Source organism: Streptomyces thermocarboxydus, assembly GCF_024760485.1.
GTDB classification, from domain to species: Bacteria; Actinomycetota; Actinomycetes; order Streptomycetales; family Streptomycetaceae; genus Streptomyces; species Streptomyces cellulosae.
In genome coordinates this window covers 7,164,495-7,188,014 of sequence record NZ_CP058273.1, presented here as the reverse complement: position 1 = coordinate 7,188,014, position 23,520 = coordinate 7,164,495, and the positions used below count along the sequence as shown (strand labels likewise).

Below are 23,520 nucleotides of genomic sequence, written 5' to 3'. Positions count from 1 at the left end.
TCATCGGCCTCCGCTGCTGGGGGTCTCGGAGTCGGTCGTTGCCGCCTCGGGGGTGCGGCGGGAGCCGGTGACGGCGGCTCGTCCCGGGGATCGGGCGGGCCCGAGCGGTTCGGGCTCGAGCGGTTCCAGCTCGTCGGGCCGGAAGTAGTGGAAGCGGCCGTACCAGGTGTGCAGTTCGGACGCGGGGTCGTCGTCGAGGGTGACGGCGAGGTGCACGCTGCCGTCGACGTCGTGGAAGACGCCGGCCACTTCGGCGGTCCGTCCGGCCAGGAACATGTCCTGGGCGTCGGCACCCCGTCCCCGTGGTCGAAGCCGGACTCGGCTGCCCCCGCCGAGGGCCACTCCGTCGACGAGGACCGTGTCGGTGGACGGGGAGAAGCCGTCGTCGGCGCCCTCCTGCCACCATGCGGGTCGCTCGGAAGCGGCAACAGGAGCGGCTGTGGCGGGAGCAACAGGTGTCAGGGAGCGGACGGCACCGTGCAGCCGCCGGAAGACCTCCGGGGGCATGGTCTCGACACGGTCGAGGATCTCGGCGGCCCGCAGGTCGGTGGCGCGTGCCTCGCGCTTCTCCTCGTCGGTCAGCAGCATCGTGCGCAGGGTGAGGATCTCGTCGATCTCCGCCGCGTCGTGCAGATCCCCCGGGCTCTCCGGCGCCACCTGCGGGTGGTCGGGCAGGATGATGGGCGAGGACAGCATCATGTGTCCGGTGCCGCCCCCCTGCGGGCCGCGGGAGCGGGCCGGGGCTGCCGGGGAGCCACCGCCGAGGACGGGGAAGGTGAACTCGTTCCGGCACCTGCCCGCGTGCGCGGCCAGGTCCGCAGGCGGATCGATCAGCGAGACGAACTCCACGCCTTCACCGCCGACCAGGCAGTGGGTGGCGATGAGCGCACTGCGCAGCGCCTCGTCGCGCGGGGTCCTCGGATCCGGCACGGATCCCGTGTTCGAGGTATGTACCCGGAGTCGGCAGAGGGCCGGCGAGAGCCGCTCGGCGATGACCGTGGTGCTCGCCCGTAGCTCCTCCCGGCGCCGCACCAGCCGGCCGGCGTGACCCGGAAGCGGCTCGATGTCCACCCCGCCCGCCGCTCCCACCGGAACGGTGTGTTCCCTCTGGAGGAGGTCGTCCAGGCAGACCGTGACGTCGGCTTCGCGCGGTACAGCCTCGTCGAACGTCAGATGCACCGTGCCGTCGTCGGTCCGCAACGACTCGACGGTGATGTGGCCACCGTCCCGGCCGGTTTCCTGCACCTGCTTGCACTGCACCTGCAGGTATCGGACCCTCACCCGCACGCACGCGTCGGGCCGTCGGATCCGCAGCAGGCACTCGGTCCGCTGGTACCAGGAGTCGGCGGAGCCGGACACCCCCGGAACGACGGGGCCCTCCGACTCGACCCAGTCCCTGGGGAAGAGCACCCCGAACTGCCACCGGACGCGGTTCTTGGCCGATGAGCGACGGTAGGGATAGAGGAGGTAGCCCTCGTACAGGACGGCGTCCGCGACGGCGCTCAACTGCTCGAAGTCGTAGAGGGCCCCGTCCGGCGACTCCTCCACGCCACTCCCCGTGACGGCGCACGGCATGCCGCTCCCGACCGGTCCCTGCGACATCGCGCCTCCTCGTCTCCCTGTTCACGCCATGCCTTCCACCACGTTCACATCGCTCATCCGCACTCGCCTCCTATGGCGCACACCGTTGAGCCGTTGGAGGCGCGCCCGGGGTGGTCGGGCGGACGGCGGCCCGGCGGATGCGATGTGCCTTGGCCGTGCACCTCGCCGTCGCGGGCGGTCGCGGCAGGCAGTGGCTCGGAAAGGAGTCGGAGCGGTCAGGGCGGATACGGCGAGCAGCAGCATCCGGCGGTCCGGTCGCGCAGAGCTGGCCGGACCAGATCTGGACCCCGGCGGAAATCATGGCCCTGATCGGGCTCCGCCTCCACAAGGGCTGCACCGTCTGTCGGCATACTCGCGAAAGTGCTCAGCGTGTTTCTTCGACCACTGGCGTTCGGCGAAGTCGAGGCCTGGTGACCTGAGCGGTCCAGGACCCGGGTCACCATGGTCACCTTGGCCGCGGCCGTGCCTCGGCTGGGCCAGGGGTGAGTGACCAGAACGTCGGCGGGATGCCGGCAGAGCAGGGACACCTGCGAGTACTGTTCGGTCAGAAAGCACCCGCCCGGGATGCCGGTGGCGTCGTTCGGGAGCGGGTGGGAGCCGGTCATTCCGGCGGTGTTTCCCCTTCCAGCAGTCCGGCGAGGCCGTCCGTCGGCAGCACCATGCCGACCGGGGCGTTGCTGTTGAGGTAGAGGGCGTGGTCCGGGGGGACGCGGGTGAGGAGGGTGCTGACCGGGAGGTGCGCGAAGGACAGGCGGCCGGCGGCGTGGAGATAGCGGTCGGAGGTGTAGGCGAGGACCACCGGTGTGCCGTCGGGCGCCGAGGCGCGGACCGGTTCGCCGTCCGCGGTGACCAGGACGGCGACTTCGGCGCCGGACAGGGCGGCGGTGACGGCCTCGGCAGGGGCGTAGCCGGTGGTGGCCAGCTGGATGGCACGGTCGATGTCGTCGGCGGGCTCGGGCCAGCCCAACGCCTCCGGGGACGGCCGGTACTCCGGATTGTCCTCCCACTCGACGATCGTGCCGTCGGAGTCGGAACGCCACTGGCCGACCACGGCCCAGTCGGGCGGCGGTCCCTCGCCCTGCCAGGCGGGGTCGGGCAGGTAGAGCCAGTGGTCGGGGGCGAGGCGGGCGGCCTGGACGTACTCCTCCGGGGGCGCGGGGTCCAGGGTGGTGTCGGCGGCGGCAGGCGTCTCGGCGCCGGGCTCACTCATCTCGTCCTCTTGTCTCGTGCTCTGTCGGTGCAGGCCGTTCGGCGGCCTCGCTCACGTCATCGTCATCGTCGGTTCGCGGGTCGGCCCGGCCGGTGGTCCTCTCCGCTTCCAGGCGGGCGAGCAGTGCGCGGGCGTGCTCGTCCGGGAACAGTCCCTCGCGGGCCACGGAGGTCCGCAGCTCCTCCTCGGTCAGCGGGTAGACGTCCCAGTACCGGCCCCAGTTGTCGGAGTAGACCGACGCGGCAGCGGAGTCGAACTCGTCCAGGGCGAGCTGGGCGCCGGTCATCACCTCGTGGAAGCTGTGGTGGCCCACCCCGACCAGGATGCTCGCCAGTCCGGCCCGGATGAGGCCGAGGTCGACGGGGACGCCGGCGAACCGGGTCAGGCGGGCCACGTGCGTGATGATCCGGTAGGCGCTGCCCGAGGTGCCGGTCAGTACCAGGCCGCCGGAGTCCTCGGAACGGGCCTGGAAGTCGGCGGACATCGGCAGCGTGTGCTCCATGCCGGCGGGCGACCAGAGCAGCACTCCGTCCCGGACAGCGCGACGCCACTCGGCCTCGCTGAGCGGAGGGTGGACCTCGTCGGGACGCAGCGGCGAGCGCAGCATCGCCTCCAGATCCTCCATCTCCTGCGCCTCGTCCTCGGGGTCCAGCTCCGCCGCCCGGAGTTCGGCCACCTGCCGCTCGTACTCCTTGAAACGCTCACTCTTGTGGCGGTCGCGGCGCTCCAGGCCGATCACCGGGTGCTGGGGCTCGACGCCGCCCATGAGGTAGGGGACGAGGTCCTTGGCGACGCCGTTGAACAGGAACGTCACCCGCTCGCGCAGGTTTCCGGACTCCACGACCCGTGCGAGGGACTCGTAGTTCTGCCCGACGGCGCCGGCGGACAGCGCGTTCCTGCTGCCGAACAGCCGGTAGTCGAGCCGGTTGTGCAGGGTGATGTTCCAGAAGGCCCGGACGACCTTGCCGAACTCGGCGTTGACCTGCTCGTTCTCGCCCAGGTGCGCGGCAAGTCGCTGTTCGAAGAGGAGGGCTTCCTGTGCGTAGCGGATGCGGGCGAGGACCCAGGCGGGTGCGGGTCGGTCACCCGGTGGTGCCGTCGTTCCGCGCTTCGTCTCCGCGTCGGCGTCCGTCTCCGAGGAGTGCTCGTCCGTGTCCTCGTCCAGGGTCAGGGCCGGGAAGGATTCGAGGAGCGGGGCGGCGGTCCTCGCGAGGGGCGCCTGGATCGGGCGGGGTGCGTCGCCGGGAGTCGTGGCCTGGGCCGGGCGGGCCTTGTTCCAGGCATCGGCGCCCGGTTCGGCACCGTCCGGCGTCGTCCGCAGGGTGAGGAACGGCTCCCCCGGGGCGCCGGGCGTGGACAGGTCCGCCGGGAAGTCGGTCCACCACACGGTGCGGCCGAGGCGTTGGGCGATCCGCTCGGCAAGGTCGCCGGGGTCACCGTCGTGGGCCGAGTATGCCAGGACGACCGGGACGTCCAGTTCCTTGCCCGTCAACAACGTGTCGTGCGCGAGGAGTTCGAGGAACTCACCGACCGGAACCCGGTGCGTCTCCCCGTCGGAGGTCAGCTCCAGGAGGTCGGGAGCGTTGCCGTCCGGGGTGACCCGTACGAGGTAGGGGGCGGGGCCCTTCCGGTCAGCCCACGGTGTGTCCATCACGCCGGTAGGCGTGCCGAACCGGGCCAGGTCGACCATCGGCGTCTGCTCGGCGGTGTAGTCGCGCCCGTCGCCGCTCCCGTCACCGGCCGTCGTGCTCACGCCGGTGGTGGCGTACACCCCGGACTCGTCCAGGTCGTAGGCGGCCACCACGTCCGGGTCGGTGGCGTCCCGGCCTGCCGCGAAGGCACGGGTGAGCAGGTCGAGCAGGGTGTCGCGGTAGCCGTTCGGCCGGGTGCCGGGCGGCAAATGGAGCACCTTGGGCACCCAGGCGCCGAGGTTCGTGCGGGGGGCGTTCAGGGTCTCCTCGGCCTTGACCCGCGCCCAGAACATCCGGGACCGTTCGGCCTCGCCCACCTTGTCCGGGCCGGACAGGTCCAGGGCGGTGACTGCCTCGTCCTCCAGGTCGCCGTCCCGCATCCACTGGGCGGCGGCCTCGATCGCCGGCACCTCCACGAAGCCGACCAGTTCGTCACCCGGCCAGGTGGCCCAGTGGTCCGCCGCCGCGGCCAGCACGCGGCGCACGGCCGCCCGGTCCACCCCGGACGCCGTCTCCGGGTGCGCCGCGACCACCCGGTTGAGCAGGTCCAGCATGAACGGGCCCGCGGCGTCGAAGTCCGTATCGCTGCGCCACATGTGGTCCACGGCGGCCACGCCGCGCAGCAGCTCCGCGAAGTCGGCCGCGTCGTCCACGTCGTGGCCGAAGGTCAGCCGCAGCGCCCGTACCAGACGCAACGTCCCGGCGCGCATCTCGTCGGTGACCTCGCCGTCGCCGGCGCTCAGGCCGGCGACCGCCGCCAGCCGGTCGAGGTCGGCGCCCGAGGGATCGGGGCGGAACAGGGCCCACGCCCGGTGACGTCCCTGCGCGTCGGCGAACAGGGTCCGCGTGTAGCGTCCGTCACGGCTGCGAGTGCCCTGTGAGCCGTAGGACAGCCGGACACTGCGGCCCGTGGAGTTGGCGAGCTGCTGGCCCAGAGAGAGGCTGCTCAGCGGGTCCGGGACGAACGGGCCGGCGTAGGCGTCGCTCGACGTGTTCGGTGGCACGGGGACGGTGCGGTCTCCGGGGGCGCCGCTCCAGCAGACCACGAAGTCGATCCAGTGGTCCTTCGGCAGGCTCGACAGGCTCTTGCGTCGCCTGAGCCACGGCCCGGCCTCCCGCTCGTCGACCGGCCTGACGGTGCCGTCCCTCATCGCCAGGTGGAGGCGGCCGGGCGAGCCGTGCACGTCCAGGCGGTAGGCGGCGGTCTCCGCGCCCGGACGCGGCAGTTCGTGCTCGGCGGAGATCCGCCCTGTGGCCGGGTAGTAGTGGACGTACGTCGTCATCCGGTCCAGGTGGCGGTCGTCGTCCTCGAAGTCGGTCGCCCACTCCCCGGCGTGGTGCGAGGCGCGGCCGATCTGTTTGCCCGTCAGCGCGCTGACAATGGGGCGGGTGGCCACCTGGTGGTACCAGTCCGGCACCTCGTCGTCGGGGTCGGGTGCCAGACCGGGCTCGCTCGCGGTCCAGTCGCCCTCGGGGGCCCCGGTGCGCCGGACCGTGTCCACGGTGCTCACCCCGTGGTCCGAGCTGAGCGTCACCTCGCCGCTGTGCGCCCACACCGTCAGGCCGGTGCGGTCCGCGAGCTTGCGCGGCAGGTCGAGGTACTGGTCCCCGGCGAAGGGTACGGCCAGCACGATCGGCGTGTCCTTCGGCAGCCGCTCGTGTGCCGCGTCTGCCGCGACCAGCTCCACGAACTCGTCGACGTCCAGTTCCCGCTTCGAGCCGTCCGGAAGCAGTGCCTCCACCCTGTCGTGCCGCCCGCCGGCCGCGACGACGTACGGGGTGACTCCCCGGGGCCAAGGGGGCCGCCGCGTCTCCGCGATGTCGTACGGGCCGCGGCCCTTGTCCTCCAGTACGTCGCTGCGGGTGGTGTCCAGCCCGGCGGCCGGGTCGGTGTCCGGAGCCCAGTTGAGGCCGGGCACACGGCGGCCCCCGACGGTGAAGTGGCGGGCGCGGCCCGGGTCGGTCACGCCCAACTCGGTCAGGTGGAAGGCGGCCAGGGCGGGCAGGCTCACCGCGCGACCGGCCGCGGCGGCCCTGTTCACCAGCCCGAACAGGGCGTCGCGGGTGTCCCGGTCCACGGGTGTGCCCGGGGCGAGGTGCAGGACGCGGGCGGCGAGGGCGTCGACGTCCAGCGGGCTGTGGCGCAGGGTGCGGTCACGGCGGCGCAGGGCGTCGAGGGTCTGCGTCGCGGCCGCGTCCGGCGCCTGGACGACGCGGATGGTCGCCTGCCGCCCCAGGTCGGCCCGGCTGACGCCGGCGAGGGCGCCCGTGCCCGTCCGGTCGTCGGGCACCCGCTTCATGGCCAGCGCCTTGACGCGGAAGTCCTGGGCGGTCAGTCGCGGGGCGTCGGCGGGGAGGTCCTGCTGCAACTGCTGAAGTGCCTGCGTCAGCTGTCGCACGAAGTGGTTGCGGGCGGCCGTCGCGCGCTTCAGACCCCTGTTGCCCTGGCCGTCGGCGCCGTAGCCGGTGACCTCGACGCGCGGCGGGGCCCAGCCCTGTCGGCGGTTGTGCAGCCCGGCGGCGGCCACCTGGTGCGCCAGCCGCCCGATGGTCTCCCGGCCTGCCGGGGACGGGACCGTCGCCTCCCGCACGTAGGCCACGAGGCTGCGGGGAGGGAGCGCGGACGGCACCGGGGCGGCCGGGCTCGTGTACACCGGCTGGGCAGGGGTGGTGGGCGCGGGCGCGGTGGGAGGTGCGGGCAGGAGGGTGGGAGAGGGCGCGAGGGCGGGCGCCGAGGACATCTCCACACCCTCCATGGGCTCCCCCGCCGACGAAGAGCGGGCCTTGGCTGCGACGCCCGGCGCGGCGAACTCCGTCCGCCTGTCGGGCATGTCCCGCACGGTCGGGACCGGGGCGGTGAGGACCGTTGCCGGCAAGTCGCCGGGCGGGTCGAAGTCGAAGGCGGTGACGTCGAAGCCGGCGAGAACGACGTGGCCGAGGTCCGTGCCGTCCAGGACGGAGAGGTCGAAGTCGGTGAGGCCGGTGGTGTCCGGGGCGGGACCGTCCGTCACCGACACAGCGGTGCGGGGGGTGCCGGTGGCCGTCTCCGGCCGGGCTGCGGGCGCCGGCTGACGCGTGCCGGGCGTCGGCACCGTACGGGCGCCGGTCGTCCCGACGTCCGACGCGGTTTCCCCGGCCGTGCCCTCCGTGGCCATGGTGGGCGTGGTCCAGCGCGGGTGCAGGCCCAGTTCCGAGCGGAGGGTGTCGGCGAGTTCGGCGGCGGACTGGGCGTTCGTCGACCCGGTCAGCATGTGGTCCGCGACCCGGCGCACCGCGTCCCGGAAGTCCTCGCCCGCGTACCGGGAGTCGGCGCGCACCTCGTGCGGCTCGGCCGGCAGGACCAGGACGACGGCGGCGGCCCAGGCACGGGAGGCGTCGGCCTCGTCCGTTCCCTCGGGCGCCGTGGCCGTGAAGTCGGCGTACGCCCGCGCCCACAGCCGCCGTGAGGCGTTGGCGGCCGCCGTGTCCGACGCGGCCGTCCAGGCGTCGGGGCCGGTCATCCTGATCCGGGCCAGGTCGAGCGGCGGCAGCGTGGCCGCGGGCAGCCGGTCGTCGCCGCGCAGCGTCATCTCGGTGCGCTGGCCGACGGAGGGCGTGATGCCCGCCGCCTCCAGGTCGCGCAGGCCGACGGTCTCGCCCTCGGCGGGCGGCGACTGCGCGGGCGGCAGGTCGGCCTCCGTCAGCTGGTCGGCGATCCAGCGGCGGGCGTCGGCGTCCCTCGGGACGGACGGCGCCATGGCACTCTCCCCGGTCTCCCGCTCGGTCTCCCGGGCCGCGCCCAACGCCTCCGGGGTGATGCCCAGGGTCCGCAGTCGTGCCTCGGCGTTCTCCAGCCGGAGGCGCGCCACGTCGACGGCTCGGGCGGCCGCCACCGCCGTCTCGTCACCGCCGACCCGCTCCGTCGTTGCGGCCTCGGTGATGGCCCCGCCCACTGCGGACAGCGCCCGCGCGTGGGCGTCCCAAGCGTCGGCGAGGGCACCGGCGGCCTCGGGAACGGGCTCTGCCTGCGCGTCCGTACGGAGCGTCACCGCGGAGTTGGCGGCAGGCGCGACGGGGCTCGTGGCGTCGGCCGCCGGGTCGCCCTTGGGGCGGCCGGTCCGGTCCCAAGTGCCGGTCGGGGCCGGCTGCCCGTCGGGCCCCGGCAGCATCGCGACGGTGTACGTGCCGGTCGCCGGGTCGTGGTGGAGGGTGGGGGCGCCGCGGGTGGTCCACCAGTTGCGGGCCGAGTTGCGGGCACCCTCGTCGGGGAGGCTGCCCTCCGACGGCCGGGTCCCGGCGGGGCTGCCGTGCGGGACCACGGCGATCACCTCGGTGTTGCCGGCCTTGTCGAGCAGTTCCGCGTCGTGGAAGACCAGTTCGCCGAACTGCCGGGCGGGCACTGCGGCCGGGGTCGGACCCGGCAGCACGAGCCCGTCGGCGTCGCCGTCGGCGACGTAGACGAAGGGGGTGGGGCGTCCCGGTTGCGTCGCCCAGGGCGCGGGTTCGCTGCCGACCGGGACCAGTGAGCCGTCGGGCCCGCGCCCGAGCAGGGTGATCACGCTCGGGTCGAAGGTGCCACGGGGCCGGTCCGTGCCGTCCAGGGTCCGGCCCCATGCGGTGCCATCGGCGTTCTTGAGGAGCCGTTCCGGTGCCAGTACGCCCTGTTGCTCCAGGTGGTGGGCGGCCAGTTCGTGGATCCGGCGCGGGTCGCGGCCCACGGCGGCCGCCTGCCGGGCCACGGTCACCGCTTCGCCGAACCGGGCCGGGTCGGGGGCGGGCAGGTGCAGCACAGCGGCTGCGAACGCGCCCCGGTCCACCCGGCTCGTCACCGTGGCCACCTTGAACGACGCCCACACCAGCCGCGACCACTCGGTCTCGCCGACCGGTACCGTGGCGTCGAGTCCGAGGATCTGCCGGGCCACGTGTCCGCGCTGCGGGGACGCGGCGAGACCGGCCAGCAGGTGGGCCAGGTGCGGCAGCGCGAGCCAGTCGCTCAGCGGGCCCCGCTGCCCGGCGTCGAGGCGGCCGGCGGCCTCGGTGAGCAGGCGGCGGTGGTCGTCCGGGGTGACCGGCGGTACCGGCCCGGGGGTGAGTCCGGCCGAGCGGTGCCGGGCGAGGATCTGCTCGTACAGGTCCAGGGTGAACCGGCGCGCGCCGTCGCGGTTCAGGGCCGGGTCGGCCTCGTGCATCAGGTCGAGCGCGCCCATGCCGCGCAGCAGCTCCGGATACTCCGCGCTCTCGTCTACCGTGGGGCCGAAGATCTCGCGCAGCGCCCGCACCAGCCGCAGGGTCCGCTCCCGTACGGTGTCCGGGGCGGGGCCCCGACCCGTGTGCAGTCCGACCTCGCGGGCCCGCCCGTCGAGCACTTCGCCGGCCGGCTCGGGCCGGAACATGACCCACCGGTGAGCGCGGCCGCGCGCGTCGGTCACGAGGTTGATGTAGGTCTCGGGGTCGTTGTACCGGGCCGGGCCGACCGAGTTCGACAGGACGGTCGCGAACACCGTGCGGCCCGTCTCGTTCGCCATGTGCTGGCCGGTCGCCACGACCGCGAGCGGGTCGGGCACGAACGGCAGCGGTCCGCTGACGTCACCGCCGAGGACGCCGCCGATGCCGGGGCGTGCCGCCGCGTAGCAGATGAGCGGCACCACGGGGTGTCCGGGGGCGAGCGAGGTGAGGCTGCGGCGGCGGGCGAGCGTGCGCGCGAACCGCGGCCCGTCGTCCTCCCGAGGTCCTTGCGGGGTGTGCCACATGACGGTGCCCGGCGCGCCGTGGTTGTTGGGGAAGTACGGTGCCGGCAGGCCGAGTTCGACCCAGGGCAGGGTGGCGGGGGTGCTGCCGTGGTCGTAGCCGCTGCGCAGATAGGTGTAGGAGGTGACCGATCCGAGGCGGCTGTGTTCCAGCGTCCGTGACCAGCCGCCGTCCGCCTCCTGGGCGAGATCCATCGAGATGTAGCCGGTGGACCGGTGTCCGTCGTGGGCGACGGAGAGGGCGGTGACGCGGTCGTCCGCCGTCCCGCCGGACGGTGCGCCCGGGGACGCCGGTGTGTCGGCGAGCCACTGGCCCCGGGTCGCCCGCCCCTCCTCGTCGAGGAGCAGGAGCATCGAGCGGCCCGGGGCGCTCGGGAGGTGTCCGATGCCCGCCCGGCCGGTGGCGGCCCACACCTCGCGGCCGAGCCGGTCGGCCAGTGCGCGTGGCAGGTCCGAGGGGGCGGCGCCGGGCCGTTCCACGTGGAGCAGGACCGCGCCCGGCCGGTTGGCCAGGTCCTGGTCGAGGGCGAGCAGTTCGCGCAGGACCTCGGGGGGCACGGAGCGCGTGAACCCGCCGAGCCCGCGCACCACGACCGCGTCGTCCCGGCCGGCGGCCAGCACGATGTACGGGTCCGGGTCGCCCGGCACGGGACGCCACGGCGCGTCCTCGGCGCCGCCGTCGGCGGTTGTGCCGTCGGGGGTGCGTCGGACCCGGCCGGTGCTGCCCGCGTCGAAGTCGCCCGGCAGGGCTCGCCCGGTCCAGTTCCGGCCGCGTGGGCGGCCTTGGGCGTCGGTGAGCCCGAAGTCCGGGTGGAACACACCGCGGTGGGCCAGGTAGTGGGCGGACAGCGCGTACAGGGAGGTGATCCCCGCCGACGTGGGGACCGTCATGAGTCGTACCAGGGCGCCGCGGGCGGCGGCGTTCACCTGCTCGGCGGGGCCGAGCAGCAGCACCCGGCGGACCATCGCGTCGAGGTCCAGGAATCCGCCGCGCAGGCGGGCGTCGGCCACCCGCAGCCGGTCCAGCCGCTCCAGCACCTCGGCGGCCCGCTCCCGGTCGACGTTGTCGAGGGCGCCGAGGCCGTACAGCGCGTCGAGGAGCGCTTCGCGGTGCCGCTCGGCTTCGTCGGACGTCACGTCCTGGAGCGTGACGACGCCCGGGGAGGTGGCGGGGGCCGTCGTCGTGGGGTCGCCGAGAGGGTTGGTGCGGTGCCGCACCTGGGGTTGGGGCTGGGGGTGGTTGAGGCCGGTGGTGGCCGGCCGGGTGTGGATGGGGCGGGCCCCTGCCGCACGGTGGGGAAGGTCGATGGTGTCACGGGTGCCGGCCCCGCTCTCCAGCTCGTCGCGGAGGGCCTGGGCGTGCTCGTCGGGGAAGCGGCCGTCCCGCGCGACGTGGGTGCGCAGTTCCTGCTCGCCGAACGGGTGGATGTTCCAGTACCGGCCCCAGTTGTCCGTGTAGTCCAGAGCGCTGTCGTGGTCCGCGATGTCGTCGAGGGCGAGCTGGGCGCCGCGCATCACCTCGTGGAAGGTGTGGTGGTCCACCGTCAGGGAGACGGCCAGCATGCCGGCGCGGATCAGGCCGAGGTCGAGGTCGACGCCCCACTGGTCCCGCATGCGGGCGGCGTGCAGCATGAAGCGGTACGTGGATCCGGCCGTGCCGGTCGCCACCAGGCCGCCCGACGCCTCCGAGCGCTGCTGGAAGTCCGCACTCATCGCGATGTCGTACAGGGATGTCGCCGGCAGCCAGGTCAGTCCGTGCTCGTTGACCGCGATGCGCTGCTCGGCCTCGCTGAGCGGCGGGCGCGCGTCCTCCGGACGCGTCCGGATCGTCACCGACCGCTCCAGCTCCTCGACCGCCTCCTTCTTCTGCGCGGGGGTCAGGTCGGGCGAGGCAAGGATCTCCTTGGCGCGTCGCTCGAACTCGGCGTGGGTCTCGCGCTGCCGGCGGCTCGGCCGCTCCTCGGCGATCTCGGGGTGCTGCTCCTCCCTGCCGCCGAGCATGTCGGGTACGAAGTCGCTGGAGATGCCCTCGTAGAGCAACGCCACCAGCTCGCGCAGGTTGCCGCTGCGCAGCACCTGTTGCAGCGCGGGGCGGGAGGTGCCGACGACGCCGGCCTTGTACTTGCTGGTGTCGCCGAACACGCCGAGGCCGCGGGGGTGCCGCTCGCGCGCCGTCTTCCACGCCGCGTTTGCCATCTTGCGGTACTCGGCGACGACGGCCTCGTGCTCGGCCAGGTACTCACCCAGTCGCTTGTCGAAGGCGAGGGACTCCTCGGCGTAGCGGATACGCGCCATGACCCACGGCGGCGCGGCGCTGTTGCGGTGCTCCGGGCCCGGTTGGGGCGAGCGGCTGCGCGCGCGGGACGCGGAGCGGCTGGGGACGTCCGCCTCGGAAGCGGGCGTCGGGGGCCGGGTGTCCCGGAACCTGGCGACGCCCGTCGGCACGTCTGCCGTCGGACGCGGGAGCGCGGGGCCGGTGAACGCGACGGGCGGCGCCGGCGGTGCCTGGCGGCGGTCGTCGATGTCGACGGTCACCGTGCGCCCCGTGTCGGGGTCCGTGGCGCCGCGCACTCGCTTGGCGTCCAGGGTGAGGCCGAAGTCCCGTACGGCGAGAGGTGTTCCGGTGATGCCCTGCTGGGAGTCGGCCAGGATCCGGGCCAGCTTGGCACCGAGCGCCGTGCGGACGGCCTCGGCGCGCTTTCGGGCGCTGGCCTGCGAGCGGTTGCCGTGGCCGGTGACGGTGACGGTCGGCAGCGGCAGGCCGTTGGCCCGGTTCCACAGGCCCACGCGGGCCAGCGTCCGGGCCAGCGCGTCGATCGTGCGCCCGGCGCCGTCAGGAAGGCTGTGCTGCTCGCGCGCGAAGCGTATCGTCCGCTGGTGGGGACGCTGGGCGTGGCCGTGGAGCACCACCGTCGTCAGCGGGTTGGCGAGCGCGGGCGAACTGTCCGACAGCAGCGCGGCGTTGACTTCGTGTGCCGACTCCCCCGGCCGCTTGCTGTACGCGCGGAAGAACCACAGGTCCTCGGGGCGGGGCACCGCCGCGGCGGCCCTGACCGCTTCCCTGGCACGGATGCGCGCCCGGTCCGCCTCGCGCAGGGCCAGGGCGTGTTCGGGGCGGTCGTCGTCGAAGTAGAACGGAAGCTGCTCGGCGTCGTGCAGCTCGGCCAGGGCCCTGGCGGCCCGCGCGAGGTCGTCAAGACGGGCCGTCCCCGTGCCGTCCACGCCGGCGCGCCGTGCGTCGGCGAGCCGCCGTTCGGCCGCCCGGGCGAGGCGGGTCAGGCCGTCGCCGCCGTGCCGGTCGAGGTTGTCCTCGACGATTGCGTCGATCTCCTCGTCCGGGATGCCTCCGCGGGAGTGGGTCTCGTTCTCCAGGGTGATCTGGTGGGTGCCGTCCTCGCTGGCCAGGACGACCTGCGCGAAGTGGTAGGGCGCGTGCGGGCCGATCCGGTCACCGGGCTTGGCGTGGTTGTGGGTGAAGAGCTGTGCGCCGCTGTCGTTGGTGGTGCTGACCGACTGGATCAGGTAGCCCTCGCCGACGCCCGCCCAGGCGTGCTCGTTGACGCCGATGCGCCGTGCGGCCGCGGACAGCGGGGCGCGCCGGGGGTTGTCCGCCGGTTCGTGGCTCAGGGCGCTGCCGTAGCGTTCGCCGGGAGTGGGGGCGCCGACGACACCGCCGGTGAACCGCCGGTCGCGGCCGGTCTGGCGGGCGGCCCAGCGTGGGGTGACGTCACCGGCGGGCCGGGTGCCCTCGGCGACCTCCGTCAGCGCCTGGGCCAGGTGGTGGGTGCCGGTGACCTCGCGGCCGTGCTGCCCGTTCACGGGAGCGGTGGCGACGGTGTCGCCGGTCGGGCCGCGGAAGGCGACGTGGGACAAGGGCGCGGATCCGGTGCCGGCCACCATCTGGGCGAAGTCCCGTGTGAAGGCGTGCTCCGACGAGCCGGACGCGGTCAGGAACTCGGGCTCCACCCGGAGGAGGGGTTCACCGTAGGAGCCGTCCTCCCCGGGGAGCAGGATGCCCGTCGACTCGTCGGCCCTCAGCCGTACGCCCGCTCCCGCCGCGGCCAGCCGGGCCGACGAGGCATCGATCGCCGCGCGGGTGGCGTACACCTGGCGTCCGCGGCCCGTCGTGCCCTCGCCGTCGGCGAGCAGCGCCAGGGTGCGGTCCTCGGAGATGTGGAGCGCCGGCCGGTCGGCCATGAGGACGGTGCCGTGGTCCTGGCTCGGCAGGAGCAGCGCGTCGGCCTCGGCGCCGGTGCCGTCCCCGGCGTCCACCTCCGCGACGTGGCGCGGGAGGGGCCGGGTGAACAGGACGCCGGTGCCGCGCTTGTCGATGACACCGTAGTCGCGGGTGATCAGCGGCCGGGTGCGGCGCTCGTCGATCCGCCGTTCGAGGGCGAGTTGGTCGGCGAGGCGGTCGAACTCCGCGTCGCCGTCGCTGCTGGAGAGTTCGCCGTCGTCGCTGTCGGTGCCGGAGTCGCTCTCGCTGTCGCTGCTCAGGTCGCGGGCGCCGGGCAGGCCGTCCTGCTCCGAGGGGTCGACCGGTACCCAGCTCGCGCCGGTGTCGCCGTCGCGCAGGTCGAGGGCGAGGCGGGACCCGGCCGTGGGGTGCGTGGCCACGGCGACCGGTGCCTCGGGGCGCCAGACGCGGCGGCCGGTGGTGCCGGCGACGAGGACGGCGAGCGGTGCGGCGATGTGCGGGGGCAGTGCCAGCACGATGTCCGCGCCGCGGGGCCGCCGGCTGTCGTAGGAGATGAGCATCGCGAGCTCGTCGAGGCGGGTCACGCGGAAGGTGCGGCCCGGCGTGAGGGAGACCTCGACGGCGCCGTCGGCCGGCCGGGCGACGACCACGTAGGGGTTCTGCCATGGCGCGGGCCGTTCGACGACCCGGCCGGTGCCGCGCAGGACGTAGGAGTCCGGTCCTGGGGCGGGCTGCCCCGACCGGCCGAAGTCGCGTCCTGCGGCGTTCCCCGCGGGGTCGCGCAGCAGTGTGCCCTCGTCCAGGGCGCCGCGTCCGGTCTCGATCTGCCGCTCGACGAAGTAGCGTGCGAGGTCGTCGGTGGTCTCCAGGTCGTCCGAGGAGGCGTCGAGCGCCAGGGAGCCGAGGAGCTGGTGGTCGGCGGGGCCCGGCCGGGCGTCGCCGGGCAGGTGCAGGACCTGCCGGGTGACGCGGTTCAGGGCGCGGAACAGCGACTGGGGTTCCTGGTCCTCGCCCGCCTCGGTCGACACCAGTGCGAACAGTGCCTCGGAGGTCTCCCTGAGCCGGTCTCCTGGGACGGCGTCCCACCCGGGGCCGAAGACGGTGTTCAGCCAGCCGGTGTCGGCCCAGCGCGGCTGCTCGTTCTCTTCGTCGGAGTCCGGCTCGTCGTCCGAGTCGTCGGACGGCTCGGACGCCTCCTGCACCGTCGTCATGGGGCGGCCGGGAGGCAGGGGCGGCGGGACCGCGCCGTCCGGGCCGGTCTGCGGGGTGGGTTCGGGGAACGACACGGGGTCGACCCAGGCGGGTTCCCGCCGTTCGGCCGGTGCGGCAGCCCGGGCGTCGGCCCAACTCGTCCCCTCCGGTGAGGTGTACGGCTCGACGGCCCCCGTGACCGCGGCCCACAGCTGGAGGTGACGGGGGCGCAGACCGCTCTGAGCGAGGCCGTCGGGGGCCTGCTCCCGGAAGGCGCCGAGGAGGCTGCCCGGCGCGTCGAGGCGGCGCGGGTTGGCCGCGTCGGGGGTCTCGTCGCGGAGGAAGAGCTGATGCCCCAGCTCGTGCGCGAACTCCTCCGGGTCGGCGTCCGCCCACCACGCCAGCTGGTTCATCGGCTGATCGCGGCCGATCAGGTCGACGGTGAGGTGCGGGTCGTCGTCCGGGCCGACCAACTCGACCGTGACGTGCAGCCGGTCGCCACCGGGCAGGCGGTGGCCGGGCCGGTTGTAGAACCGCTCGACGCCCTCGGCCACCCGCGCCGTGACGGCGTCGGTCGCCTCGCCGTGCGGGCGCAGAGCGAGGCGCACGGTGAGGTCGGTGACGGTGTCGCCGCCGTGGGTGAAGCGCCGTACGTCGAAGGCGGAGCGCACGACGGTCCGCGGCCGGTCGTCGCGGCGGAGCACGGGCGGCGGCACTTCCTGCCTGAGCGGGACGCGCAGGGCCGTGGAACCGTGGGCCGGCACCACGTACAGGGCCTCCGGGTCGGCCGCGACCCGGTGCGGCACGGGGTCGGGCTCGAGTTCGGCCAGCCGCGGCGCGAGGAACTCCATGTTGGCGACGCGGCCGATCCAGCCGCTGTCGCCGCGCAGCAACGTGCCCGTCGCCTCGTGCACGAAGTCGTGGCCGAACCGCCTCCAGCCGCCGGGCGGAATCTCCGTCCCGTCGGGCAGCCTGATGTGCCCGGTGTCAGCCACCTCGTAACGGAAGGGCTCCGCGCGCGAGTCGGCGGTCCGGGTGTAGGCGTACCAGCGGCCGGGAGGGCGTTCCGTGCCGGTGGCCGGGGACTTGCCCTTCGGGCCCGCGGGCCTGTGCGCGGCGGGCGCCTCGCCGACGGGTACGACGGAGACGGGGCCGCGGGAGATGTCGCTGCGGCGGGGGCTCGTGAGGGTGACCGGGCGGCCGATGGGCCACTGCTCGGCCACCGGGTCCAGGCCGTCGTCGCGGGAGCCGCCGCGCAGGCCGCCGTCCGTCCGGAGGCTGCCCCGAGGGCCGCGGGTGGCGACGTGGCGCGGTCCGCCGCGTTGATCGTCGACCGTGACGTCCACGGTGTCGGCGCCCGGGTCACCGCCGGTCGACGCCCTGCCGACGCGTGCCGAGACCGGGTCGACCGTGAACCGGTCGGCGGTGAGGTGCGGTCCGGGTGTGCCGGCCTGGAGTGCCGCGAGCGCGTCGGCCAGTTCGCGGCGGAAGGTGCCCGCGACCGCCTCGGCCCGTACCTTGGCGAGGTCCCGGCCGACCAGGCGGGCGGTGCGCCGGCTGCTGACCGTGACGCCCGGCAGCGGCAGGCCGTTGGCGGCGTTCCACAGCCCCGTCCTCGCCACCACCTTGGCCAGGTGCCGGATGGCGTTGCGGGAGCCCTCGGGGGTCTGCTGAGCACCCTTGTCGAAGGTGACGGAGACCGGCAGGGCCTGCTGGCCGCGGAGCACGACGACGGTGAGCGGGTTGGCCTCGGCCGAGGGGCCTTCGGTGAGCAGCTGGGCGTTGGTGTCGTGGGCCGACTCACCGGGCCGTTTCGCGTACATCCGCATGTACCACTGGTGCTTGCCGGGGATGACGGGTTCCAGGTTGCCGATGCGGTTCGCGGCGGCGCGGACGGCGGCCTCCAGCTTCCGCTCGGCCTCCGTGTGTTCCGGTGAGCCCGCGGGCGCGGTCCGCGTCTCCGTCTGGGCCACCTTGGCCCGGATCAGGGCGAAGGTCAGGTCCAGGTAGCCGCGCAGCTCCGTGAGGTGCTCGTCGGTGCCGTCGTCCTCCCGAGCCTCGATCTCCTGGCGGAGCCGCGCGGCGGCCGCCCGCAGGTCGTCCAGGTCGTGGTTGCGCAGGTTGGCGTGGACCGCCCGGCGGTGGCGGTGGGCGCGCTGGGAGACGCGCGCGTGGTTCTCCAGGGAGATCTGGTGGGTGCCGTCCTCGCTGGCCAGGACGACGGTGACGAAGTGGTAGCCGAAGTGCGCGCCTCCGGCGCCGGTCCGCGGCTTGGCGTAGTTGATCTCCAGGCTGGCCTGGCCGTGCTCGCCGGCGGCCGCGACGGACTGGACGAGGTAGCCCTCGCCGACGTCGGCCCAGGCGTGCTCGTTGACGCCGATCCGGCGGGAGGCGTCCGAGAGGGCGTCGCGGCGCGGGTCGTCCGGCCGGTCGAGGCTGAGGGCGCTGCCGTAGGCGCGGCCGGGCAGCGGGCCGCCGTGGCCGCCGGTGGGCCGGTCGTCCAGGCGCACCGCCCCGGCGGCCCAGTCCGGGTCCGCCGACTCCGGCCGTTCTTGGCCGTCCGCCACGTGACGGAGGGCGTCGGCGAGGTGGTGGGTGCCGGTGACCTCGACGCCGTCGGAGGCGTTGACGGGTGCCGTGACGGCCGGGCCGCCGTCGGGGGCGCGGAAGACCATGTGCGAGGTGCGGGAGGTGTCGGCCAGCATGTCGGCGAAGTCCCGGCAGACCTCCTCCGTGGACTGTCCCGAGCGGGTCAGGAAGTCGGGTGTCACGCGGTACAGGAGCCGACTGCCCCCGTCGGGGGTGGGCAGGACGACGCCGACGCCTTCGTCGGTGCGCAGCCGTACGGCGAGGCCCGCGCGGGCCAGCTTGGCCGAGGATGCCTCGACGGCCTCCCGCGTGGCGAAGACCTGCTGGCCGTAGGCGCCGTCCTCGACCGCGAGGGTACGGTCGGCGGAGATCCGCAGGACGGGACGCTCCGTCACGGGCGTGAGGGTGTGGTCCTGCTCGTTCATGAGGAGCTCGGGGGCGTCCTCCGTACCTGTCATCGACCGCGGGGTCTGCCAGGTGCCCCGGAGGCCGCCGGGCTTGCGGAACAGCACGCCGTCGCCCGTGCCGTCCACGATGCCGTAGTCACGGGTCGTCAGCGGCTCGGGGCGGCGTGCGCGGAGCGGGTCGTCGTGTCCGGGGTCCCGCTCGTTCGGCTCGCCCGTCGCGGAGTCCTGCGCGTACAGGTCGAGGAGGTCGTCGAAGTCGCCTTCGCTGCCGGTTCCCCGGTCCGGCACGGCCGTGCTCCACACCGTTCCGGTTCCCTCCTCGACGGGGCCGAGGATGAGGTGATCGGCGCCGGTCCGCCAGTCCGTGGACGGGCGCGGGGCGTGCTCGGAATACCAGACTGTGGCGCCGGTCAGGTCGGCGACGTGGTGTGCGAGGGTCTCGATGTCGTCGTGGGGGAAGGCCAGGACGATGTCGTCAGTTCCGCGCCTGCCCGGGTCCCGGGTGACGAGCCGGGCGAACTCGCCCGCGTCGTCCAGCGTGACCGTGCCGTCGGGCGTGGTCAGCCGGACCGAGCCTGCGGCCTCCTGGGCGAGGACGACGTACGGCTTCGACCACGGTGCCGGCCAGGTGCTCAGCCTGCCGTCCGCGCCCTCCACCGCGTACGTGTCCAGGGGAGGTACCTGATCACCGGTGCCGGTCCAGTTGCGCACGACGCCGTCGCCCCGCGTGAGGCGGGTCGCCCGTCCCAGGGCCCGGTCGTGGCGCCGCAGGTACGAGGCAAGGGGGGCCTCGCCTGCCAGGGCGGACGGCGGGGCGTCGAGCGCCAGCGAGCCGAGGAGGACGAGGTGCCCGTCACCGGCCGGCGTGTCGGGGCGGAGTCCGAGGACGCGCCTGGCCAGGCCGTGCAGTTCGCCGAGCGCGCCGGTGGCCTCGCCCGTTGCGTCGGTGTGCTCCCGGGCGAGCTGCCGCAGTGCGACGGCCGTGCCGATGAGCATCTCGGGCGATTGGCCGCTGCGGGCGGCGGGGGTGAAGAGGAGGTCGAGATACTCCTCAGGCGTGAGGTCCGGGCCGCCGTGCTCGCTGTCGCCGTCGGAGACCTCGCCGTCGGTGTCCTCGGTGAAGCGGAACTGCGCCGGCCGCTCGGCGTCGGGGTCGTCGGTGAAGCGGAACCGGGCCGGCGCCTCGGCCTCCGTGAGTGAGGGCCGCGGCCGGCCGCCTCCGCCCGGGCCCTCCGCGCCGGACAGTGTGTCGAAGCCGAACGCCTCCTCGGGGTCGGACTCCTGGTCCCGGTGCGGGTAGGCGTCCTGTGTGTGCAGGCCGACGTGGACCTCACGGGCGTCGCCGTAGGAGACGGCGTAGGCGATCGGCGCGGAGGCGTCCGGAGTCGTGCCGGTGCCGTCTGCGGGGGTCGAGGGCGGTGCTGCGGGGGCAGTGGGGGCCGCGGCCTGCTGGGGGCTCAGGTTGCCGTCGAGGGCTGCGCGCAGCAGGTGTTCCAGGGAACCGGCGGTCAGCGACCGGTCCCAGCCGCGCCGGGCCGCGTACTCGCCGGCGATCTGCTGGAGGCCGCTCCAGGTGAGAGGGCCGGGATCGGCGCCGCCGAGCGCCTTGAACCGCAGCTCCTCCAGGGCACCGAAGCCCTCGATCAGTTCGTGGAACTCCGCCTCGCGCGCCGGGGCGGAGTCGATGTCCGGGCCGTGGGTCCGGCGCAGGGCCCGTACCCAGTGCAGGGCGCGGGTGGTGCGCCGTGGCAGCCCCTCGGGGAGCCGGCCGAGGTCGGCGAGGGCGGCGAGCGCGTCGGCGCCGGGCTCGGGGCGGAACTCGTCGAAGTGCCCCTGGGGGCGGTCCGGGTCGTCGAACTTGATCAGGCGCGGCGGCAGGCCGTTCTCCGCGTCGGCGGTGCCTACCTGGACGTCCGAGGCGAAGACGGTGCGGCCGGTCTCGTTGGCGATGTGCTGGGCGGCGGGCGGCTGGGCGAGCAGGTCCTGGCGGGGGCGGGTGGCGGACAGTTCGCACCACAGCATCCACACCGGCTGCTCGCTCGGCAGCGCCCGCAGGCTCGGCCGCCGGGCCAGCATGCGGCCCAGTTGCGCGGGCGGCAGGGCCTGGTTGGCGCCGGTGCTGCGGCGGGGCACGGTGGTGCGTCCGCTGTCGCCGTGCCCGACGGCGACGTAGGAGTCGGCCAGCGAGCGGGGCAGGGGCCGCGCGTCGCTCTCCTTGGAACCGTGGACGCCGGGCAGCGACTCCAGGAAGTCGGAGTAGTGCCGTACGGCGGACAGCAGGCGCATGGACTGCTCGCGGATGGCCATGTCGTGGGCGTCGAGGAAAGCCCGCCCGGTCAGCCCCTGTCCGTCGCCGGTGGCCAGCGGGTACGTGTGGATGTCGCTGTCGGGGAAGACGGTGCCGTCGGAGGCGGTGAGCGTGGCGCCGGGGTCCTGCGGGACCCTCCCGGGGTCGGCCGGGAACCAGCCGCCCGCCGGGACGCTGCCGGAGGCCGGCGGGGCGAGGACCGGGACGCGCCGGCCGTCGGGGGCCTGCTCCAGCCGCAGATCGCCGTTGGTGAACCAGGCGCGGGTGCCGGTGCGGTCGGCGATCTCGCGGGCCAGCGTCTCGTTGCGGCCGTCCTCCTCCCCCGCGATCAGGACCACGGGGGCGTCCTGGGGCCGTTCGGGGTCGTGCCGCAGGAGTTCGGCGAACTCGGTGTCCGAGACCGGAGTGCCGTTGACCAGCACCCGTCCCTCCTCGTCGCGTTCGAGTACGGCCGCGTAGGCGGTGGGCCCCCAGGGCGCGGGGTGCACGCCCTGGGCGTCCGCGGTCCGGCCCAGGTCCAGGCGGAGACCGGGGCGTCCGGTGAGGTTCCGGCCGTACGCCGTGCCGTCGGGGCCGGTGAGCGCGGAACCCTGCGGGTAGCCCTGCCGGGTGAGTCCGTAGGCGGCGACGGCGTCCAGGGTGGCGGCGCGGCCCCGCCGGTGGGCGCTGCTGACGAGGGTGAAGGCGTCGAAGTGCCGGGCCGCGTCCACCGGCGCGTCGGGCGGCAGGTGCAGCAGCGTGCGGGTGATGCCGTCCAGGTCCAGGGGCCGCCGGCCGAAGTGCGGGTGTGTGGCGCGCGCCGCCTCGATGACGCGCAGGGAGGTGAAGAGCCCGTCGCGGATGTTCTGCGGCAGGGGCTGGGAGCCGAAGGTGGTGTCGACGACGGCCCGCAGCTCCCGCAGGCGGCGCTGTACGGCGTCGTCGGCGGGCGGCGGCGCGGCGGAGTCCCGGCGGGCGTCCGTCGGCACCGGGACGGGCGGGGCAGCGGGTGGGTGGGGCTGCGGCACGTGGGTTCCGGCGGTGCCGTCCCACAGGGCGCGGACGGCTTCGTGGGCGGGCCCGTCCTCGGCAGGTGTGCCCTCGGCCACGGCGAACAGGGCGCGGGCGCGGGCCAGCGCCTCGTTCTCGGTGTCGGTGGCCTCGACGGGGTTGATGTCCGTGGGGCGCGTGTCGGTCGCGTCGCCGTAGAGCCGGCGCAGCAGCGGGTAGAGGGCGGGCTGGCGGGTGCGGACCCACTCGGGGCCCGCGTTGACGCGGGGGAGGCCGGTGTAGGGGTCGTTGCCCCCGTTGGCGCGCAGGTAGACGTTGGTGAGCTGGGCGAAGAACTCGCGCTCGTCGCGGCTGCTGTAGTTGGGTGCGCTGCGGCGGCCGTCGGCGTCGCGGGAGTGCAGCGGGCCGTCGGGCCAGGCGCCCGCCTCGCCGTGCCGGGTGGTGGTGCGGAAGGCGTTGGTGACGCGCTGCCGGTCGGTGGCGTCCAGCCCGTGGAGATGGACGGTGTGGGCGAACTCGTGGACGGTGGTCGAGTAGCCGTCGGGGTAGGCGGACATGCCGGAGCCGACGGTGGTGCGCTCGCCGAGCAGGTTCTCCTCGGTGACGGCGGCGGTGCGCGTGCCGACCCCGCGGACGCCGTCCCAGGGGCGGCCGTCGCCGGTGACGGCGCCGTTCAGGAAGCGGAAGGCGTCCAGGGAGGTCAGGGCCTCGGTTCTGGGGACGACCACGACGCGGGTGCCGCCCTTGAGCAGCCGGGCCGTGACCTCGGGGTCGCGCAGCATCCGGGCGATCCGGGTACGTGCGGCGGCGCGGGCGGAGACGGGCTGTCCGACCCCGGTGGGCACCTGCGTCATGAGGTCGGCCGCGACCGAGGCGAACTCCTCCGGGCCGGTGGCGGTGCGCAGGGCATCCACGAGCGCGGGGTCGGCCGCCAGACGCTCGCGGTCGGCGGGCGTCAGAAGGGCCAGGGCGGCGTTGCGGTCGGTGGCGGACAGGCCGGGCAGCCGGGCGGCGAGCGTACGCACCGGGTCCGCGGTCACCTCGGGTGCGGTGCGCAATGCGTGGGCGAGGCCGGTCAGTTCGGCTCGCAGGCCGGGCAGGTCGCCGTCGGCGACGCCGAGCTCGCGCCAGGTCCGCTCATGGCGGGCGAGGGTGTCGGCGTCCAGGGCGGCGGTGTCGAGTACTTCGCTAAGCCGGACGGCGAGGGACGCGGGGGCGCCGGCGGGGCGGGCGGCGCGGTAGGCGTCCTCGGGCAGGGTGGCCGGTGTGAGGGAGGGCGTGCCGTCGGCCGAGGTGGCGCGCAGGGCCCACAGCAGGTCGAGGAGGTCGCGTCCGCGGGAGTCCTGACCGGTGGCGGTGGCCAGTGTGAGGGCGGCGTCGGCGACGGAGTCCGCGGGCGCGGGCAGGGTGAAGCCGTCCGTGCGGACGGTGCCGGTGTACGGGCGTCCGGTCGCGGTGATCCTGATGGTGACGCCGTCGACCGACAGGGCGAGGGTGCGGCCGTCGTCCGTGACGGCCGACGGCCGCACCCTCGCCCCCGGAAACTCCTGCTCCAGGGCCCGCCGGACCGAGGCGGCGGTGGGCAGGGTGTCCCCGGGGAGCCCGAAC

At 74.8% G+C, this 23,520-nt stretch carries 2 protein-coding genes and 1 pseudogene (1 of these 3 cut by a window edge); all 3 read right to left on the bottom strand.

Annotation, left to right across the window (positions count from 1 at the left end; translation table 11 throughout):
• Complete coding sequence (locus AY578_RS32730) at positions 1-1,602, bottom strand: hypothetical protein (RefSeq protein WP_028960464.1); 1,602 nt, start codon at positions 1,600-1,602, stop codon at positions 1-3.
• A 601-nt stretch (positions 1,603-2,203) separates the two neighbouring features.
• Entirely contained in the window at positions 2,204-2,812 is a 609-nt protein-coding gene (locus AY578_RS32725) for a type VII secretion system-associated protein (protein ID WP_028960463.1), read from the bottom strand.
• Positions 2,805-23,520 (bottom strand): annotated as a pseudogene (locus AY578_RS32720) (lonely Cys domain-containing protein); it runs 12,834 nt beyond the window's last position. The gene AY578_RS32725 and the pseudogene AY578_RS32720 overlap by 8 nt, the downstream one beginning before the upstream one ends.